Source organism: Pseudomonas sp. 313 (assembly GCF_000316965.1).
GTDB lineage: Bacteria > Pseudomonadota > Gammaproteobacteria > Pseudomonadales > Pseudomonadaceae > Chryseomonas > Chryseomonas benzopyrenica.
The window spans coordinates 133,610-157,138 of record NZ_ANBZ01000024.1; the positions used below are offsets into that span (position 1 = coordinate 133,610).

At 68.3% G+C, this 23,529-nt stretch carries 18 protein-coding genes and 1 pseudogene; 13 read left to right on the forward strand and 6 right to left on the reverse strand.

What is annotated here, in order from left to right:
* Positions 1-65: 65 nt before the first annotated feature.
* The 3 genes from C722_RS0104080 to C722_RS0104090 all read right to left on the reverse strand — a co-directional run bounded on the left by C722_RS0104080 (position 66) and on the right by C722_RS0104090 (position 3,525).
* The gene (locus tag C722_RS0104080; protein ID WP_017639277.1) at positions 66-932 is read right to left on the reverse strand and encodes a hypothetical protein; all 867 of its coding nucleotides are present in this window, start codon (positions 930-932) and stop codon (positions 66-68) included.
* 101 nt (positions 933-1,033) lie between these two features.
* Positions 1,034-2,215: a M20 aminoacylase family protein gene (locus tag C722_RS0104085; RefSeq protein ID WP_017639278.1), complete on the reverse strand. Its 1,182-nt coding sequence runs from the start codon at positions 2,213-2,215 to the stop codon at positions 1,034-1,036.
* Between the two features lie 11 nt (positions 2,216-2,226).
* Entirely contained in the window at positions 2,227-3,525 is a 1,299-nt protein-coding gene (locus tag C722_RS0104090; RefSeq protein ID WP_017639279.1) for an MFS transporter, read from the reverse strand.
* Positions 3,526-3,791: 266 nt separating this feature from the next.
* On the opposite strand from C722_RS0104090, the gene C722_RS0104095 reads away from it, so the two are divergent.
* The 7 genes from C722_RS0104095 to C722_RS0104125 all read left to right on the forward strand — a co-directional run bounded on the left by C722_RS0104095 (position 3,792) and on the right by C722_RS0104125 (position 12,445).
* Positions 3,792-4,763: a PstS family phosphate ABC transporter substrate-binding protein gene (locus C722_RS0104095; RefSeq protein WP_017639280.1), complete on the forward strand. Its 972-nt coding sequence runs from the start codon at positions 3,792-3,794 to the stop codon at positions 4,761-4,763.
* A 94-nt stretch (positions 4,764-4,857) separates the two neighbouring features.
* Positions 4,858-7,143, forward strand: coding sequence for an ABC transporter permease subunit (locus C722_RS0104100; RefSeq protein WP_051226128.1), 2,286 nt, complete (start codon positions 4,858-4,860; stop codon positions 7,141-7,143).
* A complete protein-coding gene (gene pstA / locus C722_RS0104105) occupies positions 7,130-8,842 on the forward strand; it encodes a phosphate ABC transporter permease PstA (RefSeq protein WP_017639282.1) in 1,713 nt (570 codons plus the stop codon). Before C722_RS0104100 ends, pstA begins: the two co-directional genes overlap by 14 nt.
* A 22-nt stretch (positions 8,843-8,864) precedes the next feature.
* A complete protein-coding gene (gene pstB, locus C722_RS0104110) occupies positions 8,865-9,692 on the forward strand; it encodes a phosphate ABC transporter ATP-binding protein PstB (RefSeq protein ID WP_017639283.1) in 828 nt (275 codons plus the stop codon).
* A gap of 58 nt (positions 9,693-9,750) precedes the next feature.
* A complete protein-coding gene (phoU, locus tag C722_RS0104115; protein ID WP_007161478.1) occupies positions 9,751-10,476 on the forward strand; it encodes a phosphate signaling complex protein PhoU in 726 nt (241 codons plus the stop codon).
* 72 nt (positions 10,477-10,548) lie between these two features.
* Positions 10,549-11,469: a response regulator gene (locus tag C722_RS0104120; RefSeq protein ID WP_017639284.1), complete on the forward strand. Its 921-nt coding sequence runs from the start codon at positions 10,549-10,551 to the stop codon at positions 11,467-11,469.
* 76 nt (positions 11,470-11,545) lie between these two features.
* On the forward strand, positions 11,546-12,445 hold the full coding sequence (locus C722_RS0104125) for a M23 family metallopeptidase (protein ID WP_017639285.1): 900 nt from the start codon (positions 11,546-11,548) through the stop codon (positions 12,443-12,445).
* A gap of 216 nt (positions 12,446-12,661) precedes the next feature.
* Here C722_RS0104125 and C722_RS0104130 read toward each other — a convergent pair whose 3' ends face one another.
* A complete protein-coding gene (locus C722_RS0104130; protein WP_026083646.1) occupies positions 12,662-13,462 on the reverse strand; it encodes an AraC family transcriptional regulator in 801 nt (266 codons plus the stop codon).
* Between the two features lie 350 nt (positions 13,463-13,812).
* Between C722_RS0104130 and C722_RS0104135 the strand changes: the two genes are divergently transcribed.
* Both C722_RS0104135 and C722_RS0104140 read left to right on the forward strand, forming a co-directional pair.
* Complete coding sequence (locus C722_RS0104135) at positions 13,813-14,700, forward strand: M23 family metallopeptidase (protein ID WP_017639287.1); 888 nt, start codon at positions 13,813-13,815, stop codon at positions 14,698-14,700.
* Between the two features lie 187 nt (positions 14,701-14,887).
* Entirely contained in the window at positions 14,888-16,789 is a 1,902-nt protein-coding gene (locus tag C722_RS0104140) for a diguanylate cyclase (RefSeq protein WP_017639288.1), read from the forward strand.
* 12 nt (positions 16,790-16,801) lie between these two features.
* On the opposite strand, the gene C722_RS24590 is transcribed toward C722_RS0104140, so the two are convergent.
* Entirely contained in the window at positions 16,802-18,166 is a 1,365-nt protein-coding gene (locus C722_RS24590) for a hemolysin family protein (RefSeq protein WP_051226129.1), read from the reverse strand.
* A gap of 147 nt (positions 18,167-18,313) precedes the next feature.
* On the reverse strand, positions 18,314-19,081 hold the full coding sequence (gene glcC / locus C722_RS0104150) for a transcriptional regulator GlcC (protein ID WP_017639290.1): 768 nt from the start codon (positions 19,079-19,081) through the stop codon (positions 18,314-18,316).
* Positions 19,082-19,289: 208 nt separating this feature from the next.
* On the opposite strand from glcC, the pseudogene glcD reads away from it, so the two are divergent.
* The 4 genes and pseudogenes from glcD (at position 19,290) to C722_RS0104170 (ending at position 23,497) form a co-directional block, all read left to right on the forward strand.
* Positions 19,290-20,788 (forward strand): annotated as a pseudogene (gene glcD, locus C722_RS25645) (glycolate oxidase subunit GlcD).
* Complete coding sequence (gene glcE, locus C722_RS0104160) at positions 20,788-21,834, forward strand: glycolate oxidase subunit GlcE (protein WP_017639292.1); 1,047 nt, start codon at positions 20,788-20,790, stop codon at positions 21,832-21,834. The pseudogene glcD and the gene glcE overlap by 1 nt, the downstream one beginning before the upstream one ends.
* Positions 21,835-21,845: 11 nt before the next feature.
* Positions 21,846-23,078 (forward strand): glycolate oxidase subunit GlcF, encoded by a 1,233-nt coding sequence (glcF, locus tag C722_RS0104165; protein ID WP_017639293.1) that lies wholly within the window; start codon positions 21,846-21,848, stop codon positions 23,076-23,078.
* A 14-nt stretch (positions 23,079-23,092) separates the two neighbouring features.
* Positions 23,093-23,497, forward strand: coding sequence for a heme-binding protein (locus C722_RS0104170; protein WP_017639294.1), 405 nt, complete (start codon positions 23,093-23,095; stop codon positions 23,495-23,497).
* The last annotated feature ends 32 nt before the right edge of the window (positions 23,498-23,529 follow it).

A 23,529-nucleotide genomic window follows, 5' to 3' on the forward strand; every position in this document is an offset into this window, starting at 1 on the left:
AATGAGCATTCCGAAAGCCTTTTCAACGTGGTTTGGCCGACGCGCAGCAGATTATGAGCAGACTCTTAGCGAGCGGCTCCGGCTTCTCGCGACAATTCCAGGATGCGGTTGCGCCCCTGCTCGGCGACCAGATAATGGCCGTCGCCGCGAGGGATCAGGGTCTGCGCCGAGCGTAGGTGCGAGAGCACCGTGACCAGTCGGCCGTCGGGCTGCACCAGCAGCACCCGGGCGCCGTGGGTGGCGTCTTCGGTGATCCACAGGCCGTCGGCCGAGCACTGCACGAAACCGGGGGCGTCGAGGCCCGTGGCGACCAGGGTGTCTGCACCCCCGGGTTGCCACTGCTTGACCCACCCCTTGGCCTTTTCGGTATAGAACAGCCGGCCATCCGGGCAGCGCGCCACCCCTTCGCCTTCTTCCAGGCCCTCGCGCAGCACCGCCAGGCGGCGTTGCAGCGGGTCGTAGCTGAGCAGGCGACCGCGCGGCAGGTCCTCGATGGCATAGAGGGTCCGGCCATCGGTGGCGATGCCCTCGACATCGTTACCGTCGAACAGGGCGTCGCGGTGCCCGTCGCGCAGGAGAAACACCGGCAGCGGCCCGCCTTCCTGGCTGACCACCAGACCGCCCTGGAACATGACCAGACCATCGGGCTTGGACAGCTCGCCCAGCACCGGCTGGCGCTCGCCCGTGGGCAGCAGCCGCAGCAGACTGCCGCGGCGACTGGAAAATTCCTGGGTCACGAACAGGCTGCCATCGGCATCCAGGGCCAGGGCGCTGACCATGGGGATGTCGGCGGCGAATTCCCGATAGCGCCAGCCCTCGGCCGCACTGACCGGATGGAAATGCCGCCAGGCCGGATAGGCGAAGCCTGCGGCCAGCACGGCAACGCCCAGCGCCAGACCCTGGCGCCAGCCCAGGCGCGGAACACGTCGCATGGCGACCTCTCGAGGTTGGGAAATGACCCTGCAGTCTAGCGGCCCGTGCGTGAAGATTCCGTCGCCGGCGCCCCGGGTGAGGGTGCCGGCGGGGCGGCGCCTCAGGCGGTGAGGAAGGCCTCGGTCAGCTTGACCCAGTAGCGCGCGCCGACCGGCAGCAGGGCGTCGTTGAAGTCGTAGGCCGCGTTGTGCAGGTTGGCACTGGGGCCGTTGCCGACGAACAGGTAGCAACCGGGTACCTGCTGCAGCATGTAGGCGAAGTCCTCGCTGGCCGGGATGGGCGCGAAGGGATGCAGGGCGTCGGCGCCGAAGTGCTCGACCGCCACCTGGCGGGCGAAGGCGGTGGGACCGTCGTGGTTGACCAGCACCGGATAGCCGCGCTGGTAGTCCAGTTCGGCGGTGGCGCCAAAGCTTTCCGCCTGGGCGCGCACCAGGGCGCCGATGCGCTGCTCCAGCAGGTCGCGGGTGCTGTCCTGGAAGGCGCGGATGGTCAGCTTCATCTCCACGGCGTCGGGGATGACGTTGGACGCCTCGCCGCCGTGGATGCTGCCCACGGTAATCACCGCCGTATCCAGCGGCGCCACGTTGCGCGACACCACCGTCTGCAGCGCCATGACCGTGGCCGCACTGGCGACGATGGGGTCGACCGCCTTGTCCGGCACCGCGCCGTGGCCGCCCTGGCCGCGGATGCGCAGGAGGGCGGTGTCAGAGGAGGCCATGGCCGCGCCGTCGACAAAGCAGAACTTGCCGGTGGGCACGCCGGGCATGTTGTGCAGACCGAACACCTGGTCGCAGGGGAACAGCTCGAAGAGGCCGTCCTGCATCATCTTCAGGGCGCCGCCCAGGCCTTCCTCGGCCGGCTGGAAGATCAGGTGCAGGGTGCCGTCGAAGGCGCGGGTCTCGGCCAGGCAGCGGGCGGCGGTGAGCAGGGTGGTGGTGTGGCCGTCGTGACCGCAGGCATGCATGCGGCCCGGGTGCTGGCTGGCGTAGTCGAGCCCGGTGGTTTCCAGGATCGGCAGGGCGTCCATGTCGGCGCGGATGCCCAGCACCTTGCTGCCGCTGCCGGCGCGCAGGGTGCCGACCACCCCAGTGCCGCCCAGGCCGCGATGGACTTCGTAGCCCCAGCCCGCGAGGGCGGCGGCCACCAGGTCGCTGGTGCGCTGTTCCTGGTAACCCAGTTCGGGATGGCGGTGGATGTCGCGGCGCAGGGCGACCATTTCCGGTAGGTAGCCGGCGATATGACGGGCGGTGGCGTCTTGATCCGCAGCAGTGGCAAGGCTCATGGCGATCTCTCTCAATCCAGGTGGCGTTCGGGATAGCTCAGCAGTGCCAGCCATCCTATCAGCAGCATGACGATCAGGTACCAAGCCGGGGCGAGCGGGCTGCCGGTGGCCTCAATCAGCCAGGTGGCGATGAACTGGGCGGTGCCGCCGAACAGGGTCACCGCCAGGGCGTAGGTCATGGCCAGTCCCGTGGCGCGCACCGGCCGCGGCAGGCCGGCGAGGATCAGCAGCAGCCCGGCGGTCATGTTGACGCTCATGGCGGTGATCACCACGAAGCGGGCGGCGAAGGCCAGGCCCTGGGTGGTGGGGTCATTCAGCCAGACGAAGGCCGGGTAGATGCCCAGCAGGGCCACCGCCAGGCTGACCAGGGCCACCGGCTTGTAGCGACCGAAGCGATCCAGTAGCAGCCCGGCGGCCAGGGCGGCGGCCATCTGCACGGCGCTGGAGGCCACCCCGGCCAGGTAGGCGCTGGTGGCCGGCAGGCCGACGATGCGGGTCATGTAGGTGGGCATGTAGAACTGCATCAGGTAGGTCAGCAGGGTCGCCGACATCACGATCAGCAGGCCCAGGCCGAAGCGCCGCGGATGCTCGCGCAGGAAGGCGCGCACCGGGCCGCCCTCGACCGTGCCGGCGCCGCTCCAGGTCTCGTCCACCTGACGGCGGATATAGAGGCCGACCGGAATGATCAGCAGGCCGACCAGGAAGGGGATGCGCCAGCCCCAGGCATGCAGCTCGGCCTCTGACAGGCTGCGGGTGAGCAGGGCGCCCAGACCGGCGCCGAGCAGGGCACTGCCGCCCTGGCTGATCACCTGCCAGCTGACATGGAAGCCGCGCCGGCCGGGGCTGGCCGACTCCAGCAGCAGGGTGGTGGCGGCGCCAATCTCGCCGCCCGCGGAAAAGCCCTGCAACAGCCGTCCCAACAGCAGGATCAGCGGCGCGGCGAGGCCGATCTGGGCATGGGTCGGGGTAAAGGCGATCAGGGCGCTGCCCAGGCCCATCAGCGAAATGGTCAGCAGCATGGCCTGTTTGCGCCCGTGGCGATCGGCATAGGCGCCCAGCACCATGCTGCCCAGCGGCCGCATGACGAAGCCGACGCCAAAGACCCCGACCGCCATCAGCAAGGAGCCGTAGGGGGTATCCGAGGGGAAATAGAGCTGGCCGATGATGGCGGCGAAAAAGCTGAAGACGGTGAAGTCGAACATCTCCAGGCCGTTGCCGAGACTGGCCGCGGCGATCAGCTTGGCGCGCGAGGGCGGGGCGGTGGTTGCCTGAGCGGCCGGGGTGGAGGACGTCGGAAGAGCCTGGGCCATGGTGCGTTCCTCTGCACTGAGATGAATGCTTAGCTGTGCAAATGTTGGTCCGGTCCATCAAGGCCGCCAGCGAGAGCGATCAGGGCAGGTCCGGACGCCAGGCCTGCGCCAGGGTGGTGCAGCGCAGGTCCTCTTGCAGCCTAGTCGAACCCGCCACCCTGGCTGGCGGTCTCTCATAAATCCGTCACAATGCCCGGCTAAAGTGCCAGGTCGCGTCTGAGCGTCGCCGGCCCAGGCCCGTCTCCCATCCCCGCGAGGAATCCGGTATGGACATCAAAGGTCCGCTGACCGCTGTGGCGCTCGCCCTGGCGCTAGGTGGCACGACCGCTCGGGCCGAGGGCGTCGACCCGGCCATCCCCGACTACCAGAAGGTGAGCGGAATCTCCGGCAATCTGTCGAGCGTGGGCTCCGACACCCTGGCCAACCTGGTGACGCTCTGGGCGGAGAGCTACAAGCGCCAGTATCCCAACCTCAATATCCAGATCCAGGCGGCCGGCTCGTCCACGGCACCGCCGGCGCTCACCGAAGGCACCGCCGGCATCGGTCCCATGAGTCGCAAGATGAAGGACGCCGAGCTGCAGGCCTTCGAGCAGCGCTTCGGCTACCCGCCCACCGCGGTGCCGGTGGCCATCGATGCCCTGGCGATCTTCGTCAACAAGGACAATCCCCTGCGCCAGCTGACCCTGGAGCAGGTCGACGCGATCTTTTCCAGCACCCGGCTCTGCGGCGGTCCGCACGAGATCAAGACCTGGGGCGACCTGGGCCTGACCGGTGACTGGGCCAAGCGGCCGATCCAGAGATTCGGCCGCAATTCGGTGTCGGGCACCTACGGCTACTTCAAGGAAGCGGCGCTGTGCCGCGGCGACTTCCGCGCCAACGTCAACGAGCAGCCGGGCTCGGCCTCGGTGGTCCAGGCCATCAGCCAGTCGCTGGGTGGCATCGGCTACTCCGGTATCGGCTACCAGACCGCCAGTGTCCACAGCCTGGCGCTGGCCCGGCAAGGCACCACCGACTACGTCGAGGACAACCAGGAAAACACCCTGTCCGGGCGCTATCCGCTGGCGCGTTATCTCTACGTCTATGTCAACAAGGCGCCCAACCGCCCGCTCAATCCCCTGGAAGGGGAATTCCTGCGCCTGATCCTCTCGCGCAACGGTCAGGAGGCCGTGCTCAAGGACGGCTATATTCCCCTGCCGGCCCCCGTGGTGCAGCAGGCGCTGAAGACGCTGGGTTACTGAGCGGCCGGCGCTCAACGCCCGCACTGGGCGGGGCGCCCCTGGCCGCCCATTCGCTGTAACCTTTCTGTCACACGACGTGATTAGGCTCTGCGCCATGAAATCCCCGGTACCTCCGTCCCCGCCCGATCCTCGCGGCCCTGCTCGGCTGGACTTCAACACGCCTGCACTGCGCCGGCGGCGACGTTGGCGGGCGCTGCAGGATCGACTGGTACGGGGCTCGGTGCTGGCCGGCGGCCTGGCCGTGCTGGCCACCATCACCCTGATCTTCTTCTATCTGGCCTATGTGGTGCTGCCGTTGCTGCGCGGTGCCAGTCTCGAAGCCGAGCCGCTGCCGCAACCCGCTTGGCTGGCAACGGCCGGGGCGCCGCTGCTGTTGGGTGTCGACGAACAGAATCGCCTCGGCCTGCACCTCTCCCAGGGCGGCGAAGCGACGTTCTTTACCCTGGCCGACGGCCAGCCGGTCATCCGCGAGCGCCTGCCGTTGCCGCCTGGCGTCACCATCAGCAGCCAGGCCCAGGATGCCCCCCGTGGGCTGATCGCCCTGGGTCTGTCCGATGGTCGCGTGCTGGTGGCGCACAAGCGCTATGTTTCCCGCTATCCCCAGGGCGAGCGGGTCATCACCCCTGAACTGGACTTCCCCTACGGGCGCGAGCCCCTGGACCTGGGCGCGCCGCGCGCGGCCCTGGAGCGGGTCGCCATCGCTGGCGACGAGGACCTGCTGGTGCTGGCCGGGGCCCAGGGCAACCGGGTGACGGCCCTGCGTCTCGGCGGGTTGGCGACTCCGGTGACCGGCGACCAGGCCACGCCGGTCCGCACCTCGATCACCCTCGGGCCGCTCAATGCCGCGGTCAAGGCCATTCACCTCGATCCTCGCGGCCGCTGGCTCTATGCCCTCAATGGCCGCGCCCAGGCGGATGTCTTCGACCTGCATGACGGCAGTCTCAACGGCCACTACAAGCTGCTCGATGCCGCCGACAACGAGGTCACCGCCAGCGCCCAGCTGCTGGGCGGCGTATCGCTGCTGGTGGGTACCGCCAAGGGTGGCGTCAGTCAGTGGTTCATGGTCCGCGGACAGGATGGCGAACCGGTGCTGAGGCATATCCGCGATTTCCAACTAGGCACGGCGCCCATCGTCCAGCTGGTGCCCGAGCAGCGGCGCAAGGGCTTCGTCGCGCTGGATGCCGCCGGTGAACTCGGGGTCTTCCACAGCACCGCCGGGCGCACCCTGCTGCGTGAGCAGCTCGCCCCCGCCGCCGGGGTGCTGGCGCTGTCGCCGCGCGCCGACCGGCTGCTGCTGGAAGAGAACGGTCGGCTGCTCGGCTTCCGCCTGGACAATCCGCACCCGGAAGTCTCCTGGTCGGCGCTCTGGGGCAAGGTCTGGTACGAGAATTACGAAGCACCGGCGCGGGTCTGGCAGTCCAGCGCCGCCACCGCGGACTTCGAACCCAAGCTGAGCCTGGCGCCGCTGACCTTCGGCACCCTCAAGGCGGCCTTCTACGCCATGCTGTTCGCCGCGCCCCTGGCCATCGCCGCGGCGATCTACACCGCCTACTTCATGGCGCCGCGCATGAGGCGCACGGTCAAGCCGGTCATCGAGCTGATGGAGGCCCTGCCCACGGTGATCCTCGGCTTCTTCGCCGGGTTGTTCCTGGCGCCCTTCGTGGAAAACCACCTGCCCGGGCTGTTCAGCCTGCTGTTGCTCCTGCCGCTGGCCATCCTCGCCGCGGGCTTTGGCTGGTCGCGCCTGCCGCTCACGCTGCGCGAGCGGATCCCGGAAGGCTGGGAAAGCCTGCTGCTGTTGCCGGTGGTGCTGCTGACCACCGCCCTGGCGCTATGGCTCAGCCCCTCGCTGGAAGGGCTGCTGTTCGCCGGCGACCTGCGCCTCTGGCTGAGCCAGGAGCTGGGCATCGCCTATGACCAGCGCAACGCCCTGATCATCGGGCTGGCCATGGGCTTCGCCGTCATCCCCAACATCTTCTCCATCGCCGAGGATGCCATCTACAGCGTGCCACGTAGCCTGACCCTGGGCTCCCTGGCGCTGGGCGCCACCCCCTGGCAGACCCTGACGCGGGTGGTGCTGCTCACCGCCAGCCCGGGCATCTTCTCGGCGCTGATGATCGGCCTGGGCCGCGCCGTCGGCGAGACCATGATCGTGCTCATGGCCACCGGCAACACCCCGATCATGGATGCCAACCTGTTCGAGGGCATGCGCACCCTGGCGGCCAACATCGCCGTGGAGATGCCCGAATCCGAGGTGGGCGGCACCCATTACCGGCTGCTGTTCCTGGCGGCACTGGTGCTGCTCAGCTTCACCTTCCTGATGAACACCCTGGCCGAACTGATCCGCCAGCGGCTGAGGAAAAACTATGCGGCCCTCTAGCACAGGCGCGCCGCAGGGGCAGGGCGTTGGACGGCGGCGCTCCCTGGGCGTCTGGCTGCGTGGCGGTGCGCCTGGGGTCTGGCTCAGCGCCGGCGCCGTGGCCATCGCCGTGCTCATGACCCTGGGGCTGATCGGCATCCTCGCCGTGCGCGGCCTGGCGCATTTCTGGCCGGCCGAGGTGGTGCAGGCGCGCTACACGCCGCCGGGCCTGGAAGCGCGCCTGGTGCTGGGCCAGGTGGTGGAACAGGAGACGATCCCGGCCGAGCGGCTGCGTAGCGCCGGGGTAGCCCTGCCGGCGGACAGTGGCGAAACCCTGACCCGCGAACTCTTCAAGCTGGGCAATCGCGATCTCTATGGCAGCGACTTCGTCTGGCTGGTCGGCGACTGGTTGCAGGATCGCCAGACCCCGGCCGACGCCCTGGTGCTGGAGCGCCGCGAATGGGGCAACTTCTACGGCTATGCGCTGGAAGTGCGCGAAGCGGGACGCCAGGTGGCCAAGGGCGCCGCGGCGGTGCCCGAACTGCAGCGCCGCCTGCTGCGCACCCGCGACCTGAGCGAGCGCCTGGAGCGCCTGGAAAAGCAGGACATCGGCGGCGTCAATCATGCCCTGGAGCGGCTGCGCCTGGAGGGCCGCGGCCTGGAGCTGGACGGGCGTCTCGACGCCGCCGCCCAGGCCGACCTCGCCGCCCGCCGCGCCGAGCTCGAAGCCCGTTACGGCGAGCTGGAAGACCAATTGGCCAGCCTGCGCCAGGAGCGCCGCCGCGACAGCGTGGTGCTGCGCGACGTCGAGGGCCGCACCCTGGAACTCAATCTCGCCCGCATCGTGCGCGCCTATCAGCCCAACGCCATGGGCCTGGGCGCCAAGCTCGGCTTCTATGGCAGCAAGCTGTGGGAATTCCTCAGCGCTGATCCGCGCGAGGCCAATACCGAGGGCGGGGTCTTCCCGGCCATCTTCGGCACCGTGATGATGACCCTGCTGATGGCGGTGATCGTCACCCCCTTTGGCGTCATCGCCGCCATCTACCTGCGCGAATACGCCCGCCAGGGCCCGCTGACCCGTACCATCCGCATCGCGGTCAACAACCTCGCCGGGGTGCCGGCCATCGTCTATGGCGTCTTCGGCCTGGGCTTCTTCGTCTATGTGCTGGGTGGCTCCCTGGACCAGCTGTTCTTCCAGGCCAGTCTGCCCACGCCGACCTTTGGCACCCCGGGGCTGCTGTGGGCCTCGCTGACCCTGGCGATCCTCGCTGTGCCGGTGGTGATCGTCGCCACCGAAGAGGGCCTGGCGCGCATTCCCCGCAGCATCCGCGAGGGCTCCCTGGCGCTGGGCGCGACCCAGGCCGAGACCCTGTGGAAGGTGGTGCTGCCGCTGGCCAGCCCGGCGCTGATGACCGGGCTGATCCTGGCCGTGGCCCGCGCCGCCGGCGAGGTGGCGCCACTGATGCTGGTGGGGGTGGTCAAGCTGGCGCCTTCGCTGCCGCTGGACGGCAACTATCCCTATCTGCACCTGGACCAGAAGATCATGCACCTGGGCTTCCACATCTATGACGTCGGCTTCCAGAGCCCCAACGTGGAAGCCGCCCGCCCGCTGGTCTACGCCACCGCCCTGCTGCTGGTGCTGGTGATCGCCGGGCTGAACCTGTCCGCCGTGTTCCTGCGCAACCGGCTGCGCGAAAAGTACCGGCTGCTGGAAGACTAGCGCCCGCGGCCGAGGAGACCCCATGCCTTCCGATTCCTCCATCTTCAGAACCGCCGCCGCCTACGCGGCCAGCGCCCAGCCTGCGGCGAGCGAAGGTGGCGTGGCCCTGTCGGTGCCGCGGCTCAATCTGTTCTACGGCAAGAAGCAGGTCTTGCAGGACATCGCCCTGGAGATCCCGCGCCAGCGCGTCACCGCCTTCATCGGTCCCAGCGGCTGCGGCAAGTCGACCCTGCTGCGCTGCTTCAATCGCCTGAACGACCTGGTGGAAGACTGCCGCATCGACGGCGAGATCCTGCTCGACGGCCAGAACATCTATGCCCGCGGTACCGAGATCGCCGAGCTGCGGCGGCGGGTGGGCATGGTGTTCCAGAAGCCCAATCCCTTTCCCAAGAGCATCTACGAGAACGTGGTCTACGGCCTGCGCATCCAGGGCATCAAGCAGAAGCGGGTGCTCGACGAAGCGGTGGAGTGGGCGCTGCACGGCGCGGCGCTGTGGGACGAGGTCAAGGATCGCCTGCACGAGTCGGCCCTGGGCCTCTCGGGTGGCCAGCAGCAGCGCCTGGTGATCGCCCGCACCATCGCCGTGCAACCCGATGTGCTCCTGCTCGACGAACCCTGCTCGGCGCTGGATCCCATCTCCACCCTCAAGGTGGAAGAGCTGATCCACGAACTGAAACAGCGCTACACCATCGTCATCGTCACCCACAACATGCAGCAGGCGGCGCGGGTGTCCGACTACACCGCCTTCATGTACTTGGGCCAGTTGGTCGAACACGGCGACACCGACACCCTCTTCACCAATCCCGCGAAGCGGCAGACCGAAGACTACATCACCGGCCGCTACGGCTAGTTCCAGGCAGGCCGGTGCCCCACCCGGCGACTCGATCCTCTCAGGCAGGACTGACAGCATGATCAACAAAGAAGGCCACACGCAGCACATCTCCCAGCAATACAACGTCGAACTGGAAGAGGTCCGCAGTCACCTGCTGGCCATGGGCGGTCTGGTGGAAAAGCAGGTCAGCGACGCCGTGCGCGCGGTGATCGACGCCGATGCCGGCCTGGCGCGCCAGGTACGCACCATCGATGACCAGATCGACATCATGGAACGTGGCATCGACGAGGAATGCCTGCGCATCCTCGCCCGTCGTCAGCCGGCGGCCTCCGACCTGCGCCTGATCATCAGCATCTCCAAGTCGGTGATCGACCTGGAGCGCATCGGCGACGAAGCCTCCAAGATCGCCCGCCGCGCCATCGAGCTGACCGAGGACGGCGAGGCCCCGCGCGGCTACGTCGAGGTCCGCCACATCGGCGAGCAGGTGCGCAAGATGGTCCATCAGGCGCTGGACGCCTTCGCCCGCTTCGACGCCGAGCTGGCCCTCTCGGTGGCCCAGTACGACAAGCTGATCGACCGCGAATACAAGTCCGCGCTGCGCGAACTGGCTACCTACATGATGGAAGACCCGCGCTCCATCTCGCGGGTGCTGAGCATCATCTGGGTACTGCGCTCTCTGGAGCGGGTCGGCGACCACGCGCGCAACATCGCCGAGCTGGTGATCTACCTGGTCCAGGGCACCGACGTACGGCACATGGGCCTCAAGCGCATGGCCGAAGAGGTCAATCGGTCGCGCGAATGATCCGCCCGGTCACTCCCCGGGTGGCGCTGCGGAGCCGCCTGCTATGCTGGAAGACTTGGCATGGAGTGACCGATGAGCAAGTTGAACGTACTGGTGGTGGATGATGCGCCCTTCATTCGCGATCTGATCAAGAAGGGTCTGCGCAATCTGTTTCCCGGGCTCGTGGTGGACGAGGCGGCCGATGGTCGCCGCGCCCAGACGATGCTCGGCAAGCAGCGTTTCGACCTCATCCTCTGCGACTGGGAAATGCCCGGCATGACCGGTCTGGAGTTGCTGTCCTGGTTTCGTGCCCAGCCGGACCACCAGGGCGTGCCCTTCATCATGGTCACCAGCCGCGGCGACAAGGAAAACGTCGTCCAGGCCATCCAGGCCGGCGTGTCCGACTACATGGGCAAGCCCTTCTCCAACGAGCAACTGGCGGCCAAAGTCAAGAAGGCCCTGCAGCGCACCGGCAAGCTGGCCGAGCTGCAGGCTGGGGCTCAACCGCGCCCGGCCACCGGTTTCGCCAACGATTCTCTCGGCGCCCTGACCGCCGGCCGCAGCGATGTGGTCCAGCCCGCCGCCGCACCGGTCGCGGCGCCAGTCGCTTCCTCCAGTGCCGCTCTGCTCACCGGCGCCGCGCCGCCGGCACCTGCCCGCGGCAAGGCGGCCGCCAATTTCGGCCAGGGCCAGCTGCGCCTGCCCAACGCCAGCATGGCCTGCCTGATCAAGGCCATCAGCCTCAAGGAAGCCCTGCTGGTGGTCCGCCGCGGCGATCCGCTGCCACAGATCCTGGAAACCGCCGTGCTCGACCTGGAGCAGGGCGAAGACGGCAACGACGTGGCGCGCCTCAATGGCTATCTGCATTCCCTCGCCGCGCTGGAAGCGACGCCGGCCAGCGAGTGGGTGCAGGTCAACTTCCGCTTCATCGACCGGGACCCGGCCAAGCTCGACTACCTGTCGCGGCTGATCGCCAAGGGCACCGCCCAGCGGCACTACGTGCCGGGCGCCTGAAGAGGGCGACGCCATGAGGGGGCTGGCACGGAGACTGCTTCGCGCTCAGGTATCGCGGATTTCTGACGCCCTGCCCATGCCCCTTGCCCGTCACCTGCTGCTGCTGTCGTTGACCCTTGCGGGTCCCGCCCTGGCGGCGCCCATCTACAAGTACGTCGATGCCAATGGCGTGGTCACCTACACCGACAAGGCGCAGAAGGGCGCCAAGGTGATGACCTTCAGCGACGACCCCATCGAGCGGCTGGACCAGCGGGTCAAGTTGCAGCCGCGGCACTATGCCGGCGGTACGGTGCTGGAGGTGCGCAACGACAGCTTTCTGCCGGTGACCGTCACCCTGCGCCTGTCGGCGCTGCAGAATGTCAGCGGGGTGGGCGAGGCGCCGATCCGCAAGGTCCTGCCGGCGCGCAGCCTGACCCGCCTGGCGACCCTGATCGCGCCGGATCCCAGTCGTCCGCAGCGCTACACCCCCCAGCTCACCACCCTGATGGGCAGTGTCACCCCGGTCTTCGCCTCCGGTTTCGCCTATCCGCTGCCCTGGCTGGGCGGGCCCTTCAACGTCAGCCAGGGCGCCGGCGGTGGTTTCAGCCACAACACGCCCAAGAGTCGCTATGCGGTGGACATCGCCATGCCCGAGGGGACGCCCATCGTGGTCTCGCGCGCCGGCCAGGTGGTGGAGGTGGAGAACGCTCAGGACGGTCGCGGCAACCACCCCTCCGGCAACTTCGTGCGCATCCTCCACGACGACGGCACCATGAGCGTCTACCTGCACTTGCAGCGCGGTTCGATCAAGGTCACCGAGGGTCAGTGGGTACGCACCGGCCAGGCCCTGGCCGCTTCAGGCAACACCGGGCGCAGCACCGGGCCGCACCTGCACTTCGTGGTCCAGCGCAACACCGGCGAGGCGGTCGAATCCATTCCCTTCCGCTTCGCCCAGGCAGTGGACAGCTTGCCGAATTTCGCCGTCGGCGGACCTTGAGAGCCTGTTCAAAGGCTGCTGCGCGTCGGTCAAACGGCGTTGAAAAGCCCCTGGAAGGCCAGCCCCGCCTGGGCGGCCCCGTCGCCATGCTCATTTACCATCGGTAAACCCGAGCGCGGGTCCGATCCGCTTCCTCAGGGCTTTTCGTGGGGCCGCCTAGGCCTTGTTTGGCTCTGGCTCGCCAGCCTTTGAGCAGGCTCTTACCCTCGTCCAGTTTCAGCCCTGGGCGTCGAGGTACTCGCTCGGCGACACTCCCAGCACCCGGCGAAACATCCGGGTAAAGGCCGAGGGCGAGGCGTAGCCGAGATCCAGGGCCACCCGGGTGACCGGCTCGCCGGCGGCCAGCCGCGGCAGGGCCAGCATCAGCCGGGTGTGCTGGCGCCAGGTGGAAAAGCTGGTGCCGGTTTCCTTGAGGAACAGTCGGGCCAGGCTGCGCGAGCAGAGGTGCAACTGCTGCGCCCAGGTCGCCAGGGCCGTATCGTTGGCCGGATCGGCATGCAGCGTGGTCTGGATGGTCTGCAGCCGGCGATCGGCCAGCGCCGGCAGGTGCAGGGCCGTCTCTTCGAGAAACACCAGTTCCGCCAGCATCAGCGCCCGCACATGGCTGCCCAGCTCGGCCTCGCCATAGGAGGTACCGCCGCGTCGCAGGCAACGCAGCAATTCGCGCAGCAGCGGCGAGATGAGCACCATGCGGGTGGCCGCCTCGGGGCAGGGCAGGCCGCTCGGCAATTCGATGATCACCACCTGCAGGGTGGCCTCGCCGTTGGCCCGCGCCTGGTGCTCGACGCGGGGCGGAATCCAGATCGCCTGCTTGGGCGGAACGTACCAGACCCCTTCGTGGGTGGTGACCTCCAGCACGCCGTTGACCGTGTACATCAGGTGCGCCTGATCGTGCACATGCGGCGGCCACGCCTGGCCGTGGGCGAAGGTGCCAAGCTGGGATACCAGCGGCCCGGCGGGCGGGATAGGCGCATCCGCAGCCACGCTTCGCGTCGGGTCGATTGTCTGTTCCTGCATAGCGGCTGTCCGTTTCGGTTGGGCAGGGTCAAGGTGCCAGGACCTAACCTGCAGCACTATGGCCGGAGCATTGGGCGCGCCCAAGGGGCGATCCCCCTGCACGCCGAAAACCTGCCTCTTGCGGGAGTGTCGCACAGAACACCCGCCGCTTGGCTGACCTGCCTGAACCATCAGGCCTGTATTTGAACTACCGTCCGATCGGTGGCAGCGTGGCACAGGGATTTGAGTGCCACGCTTTTTTATTCGCGACGATGCTTTGCCAGCGGCTTCACAAAGCCGCGGTTTGACCATCGCCCGCCTCGCGCGGCTTTGTTAGGTTCTGTCCTTGCCCATCATGGTGGCCCTATGCCATGGACCGACGCCTGACCGCCCTGATCACCTGCCTGACCCTCGCCCTGGCCGTGCCTGCCGTTGCGCCGGCTGCCGAAAAGGCGACCCTGACCAAGACCTCCGCCAAGAGCCCGGCCCGCAAGGGGCAGGTCAAGCTCAAGGTCCGCAACGGCAGCGAAGGTCGCATCTTCGAAGTCCGCAACGATTTCGACGTGCCCGTGCGCGTCGAACTGCGCCTGCAACGCACCGTCAACGTGGCCGGTGCCGAGCGCCCGATCCGCCAGGTCATCGAGCCGCGCTCCACGGTGCAGCTGGCGGTGATCCGCAAGCGCCAGCAGGGCTTTCCCATGCACTTCGACCAGGCCTTCAGCTACAGTCCGCAGCTGCCGGTCGGCACCCTGCCGTCGCTGGCGACGAATGTCGCGGGTGGTGCCGACAACGGCATCGGCTATGGTTACGCCTGGCCCTGGCGGCAAGGGGTCTACTACGTGACCCAGGGCGCCGGGGGCGATTTCAGCCACAACACGCCCAAGGGGCGCTATGCGGTGGACATCGCCATGCCCGAGGGCACGCCGATCAGCGCCGCTCGCGCCGGCACGGTGATCGACGTCGAAAACGGCCAGTTCGGCCATGGTCCCAACCCCTCCGGCAACTTCGTGCGCATCGCCCACGAGGACGGCAGCCAGAGCGCCTACCTGCACCTGCGCCGCGGTTCGGTCAAGGTGCGACCCGGGGAGCGGGTGGAGATCGGCACGCCCCTGGCGGAGTCGGGCAACACCGGTCGCAGCACCGGTCCCCATCTGCATTTCGTCGTCCAGGCCCACACGGGCGGTGAAATGGTCTCCATTCCCTTCCGTTTCGTGCGGCCGCTGGCGGCCCTGCCCAACATGGCGCTGGGCGACCGCTGAGTCCGCGCTTCAGGGCGTTCCAAACAGGCTGACGCCACCGGGCCCATCCAGGGCCCAGGCACCCTGTCGCCTGTAGAAATCCCTTGGCAGGATCAGGCTTGGTGGCGTTATGCTATCACCACGCTATTTCCTCCAGCCGCGGGCTCTACCGCGGCCTTTTCTTCCTTCAGGCTCTGGATGCCGCCCTATGAAAGGATTCCTGGCCGTCCTGTGCGCCGGTGGGCGCAATCGGGCTTTGCATCTGCTGGTCCTGTTGCTGATCGCCCTCGACGGCCAGGCGCAGGTGCTGCGCCTCGACGATCCGGCGCGCAGTTACGATCCCCGACCGGCACTGGAGATTCTCAAGGCGCCCGCCAGTCTGACCTTTGCCGAGGCCGCCGCGCGTCCAAGCGGTGGCGAAAACGGCTGGCATGCGCCCGATGAACTGGAAATGCTGCTCCATGACGGCCGCCAGGGCCTCTGGCTGCGCTTTGCCATCCAGAGTCGCGACGACCAGGCCTGGTGGCTGATTCCGACCTGGCCGGTGCTGGATCGTCTGGACCTGCGCACCCGCGGAGCCGATGGTCGCTGGAGCCCGCTGCAGCGCAGCGGCCTGGCGCTGCCGGCGACGCAACGGGCGCTGCCCGGGCGCCAGCTGATGTTCGCCCTGGCGCCGACCGCCGGCGCCGTGGAGGAGGTCTACCTGCGGCTGGATTCGCGGGAGACCTTTATCCTGCCGCTGCGCCTGGTGACCCCGGCCATCTATCTGCGCGAGGCCCAGCAGGATGCCTGGCTGGTCGGCAGCTTCTTTGGCTGCCTGATCACCATCCTGCTGCTGACCCTCACGCTGTGGGGGTTCGGCCGCCGCTCGGGCTTTGGCTGGTATGCCCTCTATCTGCTCAGCGTCATCGGCTATCAGGCGGTCACCAGCGGCTATGGCGCCTGGCAACTCTGGCCGGAGAGCCCGGCCTTCGCCCTGCGTGCGCACCTGGCCTTCGCCGCCCTGTGCTTTCTGAGCGGCGGGTTGTTCGTGCGCTATCTGCTCAGTCTCTATCACGGCGGCCGGTGGATCGACTTTGGCAATCGTCTGCTGATCGGCTACTGGAATGTGACGCTGGTCGTCACGCTGATCTGGCCGCACCTGCTGAGCTTCCAGGAAATGCTCGGCATGATGGCGCTGAGTTGCCTGGGCCTGCTGGGCACCACCACCTACCTGGCGCTGCGCGGTAGCCGCATGGCGTTGTGGTTCAGCGCCGCCTGGGCCCTGCTGTTGCTGGGCAGCGCGATCCAGCTGCTGGCTGTGGCCGGCTGGCTGGCCGCCGACAGTCCGGCTTTCCATGGGCAGATAGCCGGTTTCACCCTGGGCTTCGTGATGCTGTCGCTGGGGCTCACCGAGGGCCTGAGTCTGCAGCGGCGGGCGCGAATCGAAGCCCAACGGCAGGCCCTGGAAGCCTCCAACGCCCTGGCCCGCGAGCGCGAAGCCTCCTTTGTCGAGCTGGAATTGCGGGTGGCGCTGCGCACCGTGGAGTTGCAGCAGGCCAAGGCCAGCCTCGAGCGGCTGAATCGCGAACTCTTGCACCAGAGCCAGACCGATTCCCTGACCGGGCTCGGCAATCGCCGGCATTTCGAGCGGGTCTTCCAACAGGAGATCCGCCGCGCCATCCGTGCCGAACTGCCGCTGGCGGTGCTGCTGGTGGACCTCGATCACTTCAAGGCGGTCAACGACACCCATGGCCACACCCTGGGCGACGAGTGCCTGAGGTGCGTGGCCGAGGTGTTGCGCCAGCACGTCCAGCGCGCGGGGGAGGTGGCGGCGCGCTATGGCGGCGAGGAATTCGTCATTGCCTTGCCCGGCAGCGACCGGGCGGCGGCCGAGCTCCTGGCCGAGCGTATCCGCCAGGAGGTAGCGGGGCTGGAGTTGCAGACCGAGCAGGGGCGCTTGCGTCCGTCGGTCAGCATCGGTGTCGCGGTGACCGTGCCGAGCAATCTCGAGCACGGCCTGGGCCTGCTGGAAGACGCCGACCGGGCGCTCTATGCAGCCAAGCGCGGTGGGCGCAATCGCGTCTGCCTGAGCGACGGTCTGCCGGAACTGGGCAGCGGACGCGGCTGAGGCCGCGTCGCCTCAGCGCTCCTCCGGCTGGCGCCGGCGGACGTCCTTGGGGTCCAGCTTGATGACCTTGGCCAGGACGATCTTGGGACCCTTCATCTTCTTGACGATGATGCGCAGGCCTTCGGCCTCCAGCACCGTCTCCTCTTCGGGAACGCGCTTGAGGCTGTCGTAGATCAGGCCGGCCAGGGTCTCGGCCTCGACGTGGTCCAGGTCGATGCCCAGCAGGCGCTCGACCTTGAACAGCGGGGTGTCGCCACGCACCAGCAACTTGCCCGGCTGATAGGCGACCACGCCGCGTTCGGTCTTGCGGTGTTCGTCCTGGATGTCGCCCACCAGCACCTCGAGCACGTCCTCCATGGTCAGGAAGCCGATGACCTTGTGGTCGGCTTCCTCCACCAGCACGAAGTGCGCACCACCGCGGCGGAACTGCTCCAGCAGGTCCGACAGCGGCATGTGCTTGGTCACCCGTTCCAGCGGATGCACCAGGTCGTCGAGGTCGAAGGAGGCGGCTTCGCTGTCCAGGCCGGCGATGGCCAGGAGCAGGTCCTTGATGTGCAGCACCCCGGTAAAGGTCTGGCTATCTTCGTCATAGACCGGGTAGCGACTGTACTTGGAGCGGCGGATCTGGGTGAGGATCTCCTCCAGGCTGGCCTTGCTGTCCAGGTAGATGAGGTCTTCGCGGGAATTGGCCCAGTCCACCACCTCCAGCTCGCCCAACTCCACGGCCGAGGCCAGCACCCGGGCGTCCGGGTCGGTGGCGCGGTTGGAGTGCAGGATCAGCTTGAGCTCGTCGCGGCTGTAGTGGTGTTCGTGGTGCGCGCCCGGCTCGCCCTGGCCGGCGATGCGCAGGATGCCATTGGCACTGGCGTTGAGCAGCCAGATGGCCGGGTACATCAGCCAGTAGAAGAGGTACAGCGGCACCGCCGTCCACAGCGACAGCAGATCGGGCTTGCGGATCGCCCAGGACTTGGGCGCCAACTCGCCGACCACGATGTGCAGGTAGGAGATGATGAAGAAGGCCGAGAAGAAGGCGACGCCGTGGATCACCTCGGGGCTGCGAACGCCGGCGGCGCCGAGCAGGGGTTCGAGCAATTCGGCGAAGGCCGGCTCGCCGACCCAGCCCAGGCCCAGGGAGGCCAGGGTGATGCCGAGCTGGCAGGCGGAAAGGTAGGCGTCGAGCTGGTTATGCACCTTCTTGAGGATGCGCCCGCGCCAGCCGTGCTTCTTGGCGATGGCCTCCACACGCGTGGCGCGCAGCTTGACCATGGCGAACTCGGCGGCGACGAAGAAGCCGTTGAGCAGCACGAGGAAGAAGGCGAAGAACACGAGGCCGAGATCGGCGAACAACGTCGAGGCGAGACTGGTGGAAGGGTCCATTAGGGCCGGGAGCTGGAAAAAGGTCGGCTAAGCATGGGGGCGGGGCAGGGCAGTTGCAAGATGTTACGCCCGCCGAGGGGACGGGGGCATGCTGCGGGCTGACGGACAGCGGCTCTGGCACTGACCTTTGCCGGCGGGACCTTTTATCTAGGTCCAGCCTTCCAGACGCATGGTCGCCCGCACCAGCCGCTGCTCTTCCTGCTCGATCTCGCGCAGGCTGTCCCTCACGCTGTGGATATGCTCGCGGGCGGCGGCGTGGGCCTCGTCGGGCAGGCGTCCACTCACCGCGGCATAGAGGCGGGCGTGCTGGGCATCGATCTCGCGGCGTTGCGGCGGGCGATGGTAGAGATTGGCGATGCAGGCGAACACCGAGCCCAGCAGCAACTCGTTGAGCGACTGCAGGGTGTGCACCAGCACCGGATTGTGCGAGGCCTCGCTGATCGCCAGATGGAAGGCGTGGTCGAGGCGGGCATGGGTTTCTGCCGGCAGGCTGGCCGGATCCTGGCAGGCGGCGCAGAGCTCCTCGTAGCGCCGCCCGATCAGTACCAGGTCGGCGGTGGTGGCGCGCAGCGCGGCCAGGCGCGCGGCTTCGCCCTCCAACAGGGCGCGTACCTCCAGCAGATCGTAGAGGGTACGCGGCTGGCTGCTGAACAGGTGCAGCAGCGGATTCTCCGCCGCAGGCGCCGCCAGGCGGGCGACGAAGCTGCCCTGGCCGTGGCGGGTCTCGATGATGCCACGGGCGCGCAGCAGCCCCAGGCCCTCGCGCAGGGCGGTGCGGGAGACGCCGAGCTTGTCGCACAGGCGGCGCTCGGAGGGGAGCGGCTGGCCGACCTTGAGCACCCCGTCCACCACCAGCCGTTCGATCTGCTGGCTGACGTTCTCGGCGACGGGAAGGCGGGCGACGGGTGCGGACATAAGGATTTCCTGCTGGTATGACCACGAGGTTCCATCCTAGTGAGCCATCGGCCGGATTTGCCGTCAAGCAGGCTGAAACCTGCTAATCCTTTGGTCGAAGAGGGCGCAAAAACTGGTATGACCAGTACCAAGGGCCATGGACGCCCCGCTTGCAGTCGGGGTACAACGAAGCCTTTCCAGCCAGAACAACAACAATGGCGGTTACCCGATGAGCCTGGTCTACGACGAACGTCTCGACGGCGCCTTGCCCCGCCCGGACAAGGCGCAACTGCTGCAGCGGTTGCGTGCCGAACTGCCCGAGCACTGCCTGCTGCACGACAGGGAAGACCTCAAACCCTATGAGTGCGATGGCCTCGCGGCCTATCGCACCACGCCGCTGCTGGTGGTGCTGCCGGAAACGGTAGAGCAGGTGCAGGCGACCCTGCGCCTCTGCCATGAGCTGAACGTACCCCTGGTGGCGCGCGGTGCCGGCACCGGGCTCTCCGGCGGCGCCCTGCCACTGGAGCAGGGCGTGCTGCTGGTGATGGCGCGCTTCAATCGCATCCTCGACGTGGACCCCGAGGGCCGCCGTGCCCGGGTCCAGCCCGGGGTGCGCAACCTGGCCATCTCCCAGGCCGCGGCGCCCCACGACCTCTACTACGCCCCCGATCCCTCGTCGCAGATCGCCTGCTCCATCGGCGGCAACGTGGCCGAGAACGCCGGTGGCGTGCACTGCCTGAAATACGGCCTGACCGTGCACAACGTGCTGGCGGTGGAGATCGTCACCCTGGAGGGCGAACGCCTGACCCTGGGCAGCGCCGCCCTGGACAGCCCCGGCTTCGACCTGTTGGCGCTGTTCACCGGTTCCGAGGGCCTGCTCGGCGTCGTGGTGGAGGTGACCGTCAAGCTGCTGCCCAAGCCGCCCTGTGCTCGGGTGGTGATGGCCAGCTTCGCCGACATCGAGCGCGCCGGGGCGGCGGTGGCCGACATCATCGCCGCCGGCATCATCCCCGGTGGGCTGGAGATGATGGACAACCTGACCCTGAGAGCCGCCGAGGACTTCATCCACGCCGGCTACCCGGTGGATGCCGCCGCCATCCTGCTCTGCGAGCTGGACGGGGTGGAGGCCGACGTGGCCGCCGACATCGAGCGCGTCAGCAGCCTGCTGGCGGCCGCCGGTGCCACCGAGATCCGCCTGGCCCGCGACGAGGCCGAGCGGCAGAAATTCTGGGCCGGGCGCAAGAATGCCTTTCCCGCGGTGGGGCGGCTGTCGCCCGACTACTACTGCATGGACGGCACCATCCCGCGCCGCGCCCTGCCCGAGGTGCTGCGCGGCATCGAGGCGCTGTCCGCGGAATACGGCCTGGCGGTGGGCAACGTCTTCCATGCCGGCGACGGCAACCTGCATCCGCTGATCCTCTTCGATGCCAACCGGCCCGGCGAACTGGAGCAGGCCGAGGCCCTGGGCGGGCGCATCCTCGACCTCTGCGTGGCGGTGGGGGGCACCATCACCGGCGAACACGGGGTGGGTCGCGAGAAGATCAACGCCATGTGCACCCAGTTCCAGCCGGGCGAGCTGACCTTCTTCCATGCGGTGAAGGCGGCCTTCGACGCCCCCGGGCTGCTCAACCCCGGCAAGAACGTGCCGACCCTGCACCGCTGCGCCGAATTCGGTGGCCTGCACGTGCATCACGGCCAGTTGCCCCACCCGAACTGGAGCGTTTCTGATGGACAGCCTGGAACTGCTCCTCGATCAGGTCCGAGAGGCCCTGGTCCGTCGCCAGCCGCTGCGCATCCATGGCGGCGATACCAAGGCTCATCTGGGTCGCCCGGTGGACGGCGAGCCGCTGGACGTCAGCGGCCATCGCGGTCTGGTGCACTACGACCCCACCGAGCTGGTGGCCACGGTGCGCACCGGCACGCCGCTGGCCGAACTCAATGCCGCCCTGGCCGAGCAAGGCCAGATGCTGCCTTGCGAACCGCCGCGGCTGGGGGAGGGCGCCACGGTCGGCGGCACCCTGGCCTGCGGCCTCTCCGGTCCGCGCCGGCCCTGGGCCGGCAGTCTGAGGGACTTCGTCCTGGGCACGCGGTTGATCACCGGCACTGGCGAACACCTGAGATTCGGCGGCGAGGTGATGAAGAACGTTGCCGGTTACGACGTCTCCCGCCTGCTGGCCGGCAGTCAGGGCTGCCTGGGCGTGATCACCGAGGTGTCCTTCAAGGTGCTACCCAGGCCGCGCTGCACCCAGAGCCTGAGTCTGGAACTGGACGCCGAACGCGCCCTGCAGCGCCTCGCCGTCTGGGGTCGCGAAGCCCTGCCGATTTCGGCGGCCTGCCATGACGGCCAGCGCCTGCACCTGCGCCTGGAAGGTGGCGAGGGTTCGGTACGCTCGGCGGTCGATCGCCTTGGCGGTGACAGCTTGGCCGAGGCTTTCTGGGAAGAGCTCAACGAGCAGCGCCTGGCCTTCTTCGCCGGTCCCGCGCCGCTGTGGCGACTGTCGGTACCGGTCAATACGCCATTGCTGGAGCTGCCCGGCACCCGGCTGCTGGACTGGGGCGGTGCCCAGTACTGGCTCAAGAGCGATGCCCCGGCCACAGTCCTGCGCGAGATCGCCGAGCGCGCCGGTGGTCATGCCCTCTGCTATGCGCCGGACGCCGAGCGTGAGGCCCAGCATCCGCTGCCCGCCGCGCTGCTGGACTACCACCGCCGCCTCAAGGCCCGCCTGGACCCCCAGGGGGTCTTCAATCCGGGTCGGCTGTACGCCGGGCTCTAAGGGAGCGACCTATGCAAACCAATCTGAGTCCTGCCGCCCGCGAATTGCCCCGCGCCGCCGATGCCGAGCGGGTGCTGCGCAGCTGCGTGCATTGCGGCTTCTGCAACGCCACCTGCCCGACCTACCAGCTGCTCGGCGACGAGCTGGACGGGCCCCGCGGGCGCATCTACCTGATCAAGGGCATGCTCGAAGGCGGCGAGGTCAGCGAAAAGACCCGCGAGCATCTCGACCGCTGCCTGACCTGCCGCAATTGCGAGACTACCTGTCCGTCGGGCGTCTCCTACCACGAATTGCTCGACATCGGCCGCGCCGAGGTGGAACGTCGGGTGCCGCGGCCACTAGGCCAGCGCCTGCTGCGCGCCGGACTGCGCCAGGTGCTGCCGCAGCCACGGCTGTTCGGGGTGCTGCTGAAAGGCGGCCAGACCCTCAAGCCGCTGTTGCCGGCCAGCGTCCAGGCCAAGCTGCCGGCGCGCATCGCCGCCCCGGGTGTGCGCCCAGCACCGCGCCATGCCCGGCGCATGCTGATCCTCGAAGGCTGCGTGCAGCCAGGGCTGTCGCCCAATACCAATGCCGCCACCGCGCGGGTGCTGGATCGCCTCGGCATCAGCCTGGACGCCGCGCCCCGCGCTGGTTGCTGTGGCGCGGTGGACTATCACCTCAATGCCCAGGAAGCCGGCCTCGATCGCGCCCGGCGCAATATCGACGCCTGGTGGCCGGCCTTGCAGGGCGGCGCCGAGGCCATCATCCAGACCGCCAGCGGCTGCGGCGCCTTCGTCAAGGAGTACGCCAGCCTGCTCAAGGACGACCCAGCCTATGCCGCCAAGGCCCGCGAGGTCTCAGCGCGCACCCGCGACCTGGTGGAGGTGCTGCGCGAGCTCCCGCTGGAAGAGCTACGGCTGAAGGACACCCCGCGGCTGGCCTTCCATTGCCCCTGCACCCTGCAGCACGCCCAGCGCCTCGGCGGCGCCGTGGAAGGCGTCCTGCAACGGCTCGGCTTTCCGCTGGCGCCGGTGCCGGACGGTCACCTCTGCTGCGGTTCGGCCGGCACCTATTCGCTGACCCAGCCGGACTTGTCGCGGCGTCTGCGCGACGCCAAGCTCGATGCCCTGGAGACCGGCCACCCCGAGGTGATCGCCACCGCCAACATCGGTTGCCAGAGCCATCTCGACGGCGCTGGGAGAACTCCCGTGCGCCACTGGATCGAAATCCTCGACGCGGCCCTGGCCGCTCCGACTCAACCCTGAACCCTGGAGGCCCCATGAAGACCAAAGCCGTGCTCACCCTTGCCGAGATCGACACCCTGCTGGCCGCCGGGCGTGCCGAAGCCGAGCGCCAGGGCTGGGCCGTGTGCATCGCCGTGGCCGACGACGGCGGTCATCCGCTGGCCCTGCTGCGTCTCGACGGCGCCGCGCCCAACAGCGCCTACATCGCCCCGGAAAAGGCCCGCAGCGCCGCCCTGGCGCGCAAGGAGTCCAAGGTGCTGGAAGAGATGATCAACAACGGACGCACCGCCTTTCTCAGCGCGCCGCTGATGCAGGGCATGCTCGAAGGCGGGGTGCCCATCCTGGTGGACGGCCAGGTGGTGGGCGCGGTCGGCGTCTCCGGCGTCAAGGCCCCGGAAGATGCGCAGGTCGCCAAGGCCGCCATCGCCGCCCTCGGCTGATCGCCTGCCCACGATCTGCTGCACGTCGGCCA

Coding starts and splice junctions, on each gene's coding strand:
- C722_RS0104100 (WP_051226128.1), top strand. CDS start 4,858: ATGAAATCCCCGGTACCTCCGTCCCCGCCCGATCCTCGCGGCCCTGCT.
- C722_RS24590 (WP_051226129.1), bottom strand. CDS start 18,166: ATGGACCCTTCCACCAGTCTCGCCTCGACGTTGTTCGCCGATCTCGGC.
- C722_RS0104120 (WP_017639284.1), top strand. CDS start 10,549: ATGAGCAAGTTGAACGTACTGGTGGTGGATGATGCGCCCTTCATTCGC.
- C722_RS0104170 (WP_017639294.1), top strand. CDS start 23,093: ATGAAGACCAAAGCCGTGCTCACCCTTGCCGAGATCGACACCCTGCTG.
- glcE (WP_017639292.1), top strand. CDS start 20,788: ATGGACAGCCTGGAACTGCTCCTCGATCAGGTCCGAGAGGCCCTGGTC.
- C722_RS0104130 (WP_026083646.1), bottom strand. CDS start 13,462: ATGCAGGAACAGACAATCGACCCGACGCGAAGCGTGGCTGCGGATGCG.
- C722_RS0104140 (WP_017639288.1), top strand. CDS start 14,888: ATGAAAGGATTCCTGGCCGTCCTGTGCGCCGGTGGGCGCAATCGGGCT.
- C722_RS0104135 (WP_017639287.1), top strand. CDS start 13,813: ATGGACCGACGCCTGACCGCCCTGATCACCTGCCTGACCCTCGCCCTG.
- C722_RS0104080 (WP_017639277.1), bottom strand. CDS start 932: ATGCGACGTGTTCCGCGCCTGGGCTGGCGCCAGGGTCTGGCGCTGGGC.
- C722_RS0104090 (WP_017639279.1), bottom strand. CDS start 3,525: ATGGCCCAGGCTCTTCCGACGTCCTCCACCCCGGCCGCTCAGGCAACC.
- glcC (WP_017639290.1), bottom strand. CDS start 19,081: ATGTCCGCACCCGTCGCCCGCCTTCCCGTCGCCGAGAACGTCAGCCAG.
- C722_RS0104085 (WP_017639278.1), bottom strand. CDS start 2,215: ATGAGCCTTGCCACTGCTGCGGATCAAGACGCCACCGCCCGTCATATC.
- pstA (WP_017639282.1), top strand. CDS start 7,130: ATGCGGCCCTCTAGCACAGGCGCGCCGCAGGGGCAGGGCGTTGGACGG.
- C722_RS0104125 (WP_017639285.1), top strand. CDS start 11,546: ATGCCCCTTGCCCGTCACCTGCTGCTGCTGTCGTTGACCCTTGCGGGT.
- C722_RS0104095 (WP_017639280.1), top strand. CDS start 3,792: ATGGACATCAAAGGTCCGCTGACCGCTGTGGCGCTCGCCCTGGCGCTA.
- pstB (WP_017639283.1), top strand. CDS start 8,865: ATGCCTTCCGATTCCTCCATCTTCAGAACCGCCGCCGCCTACGCGGCC.
- glcF (WP_017639293.1), top strand. CDS start 21,846: ATGCAAACCAATCTGAGTCCTGCCGCCCGCGAATTGCCCCGCGCCGCC.
- phoU (WP_007161478.1), top strand. CDS start 9,751: ATGATCAACAAAGAAGGCCACACGCAGCACATCTCCCAGCAATACAAC.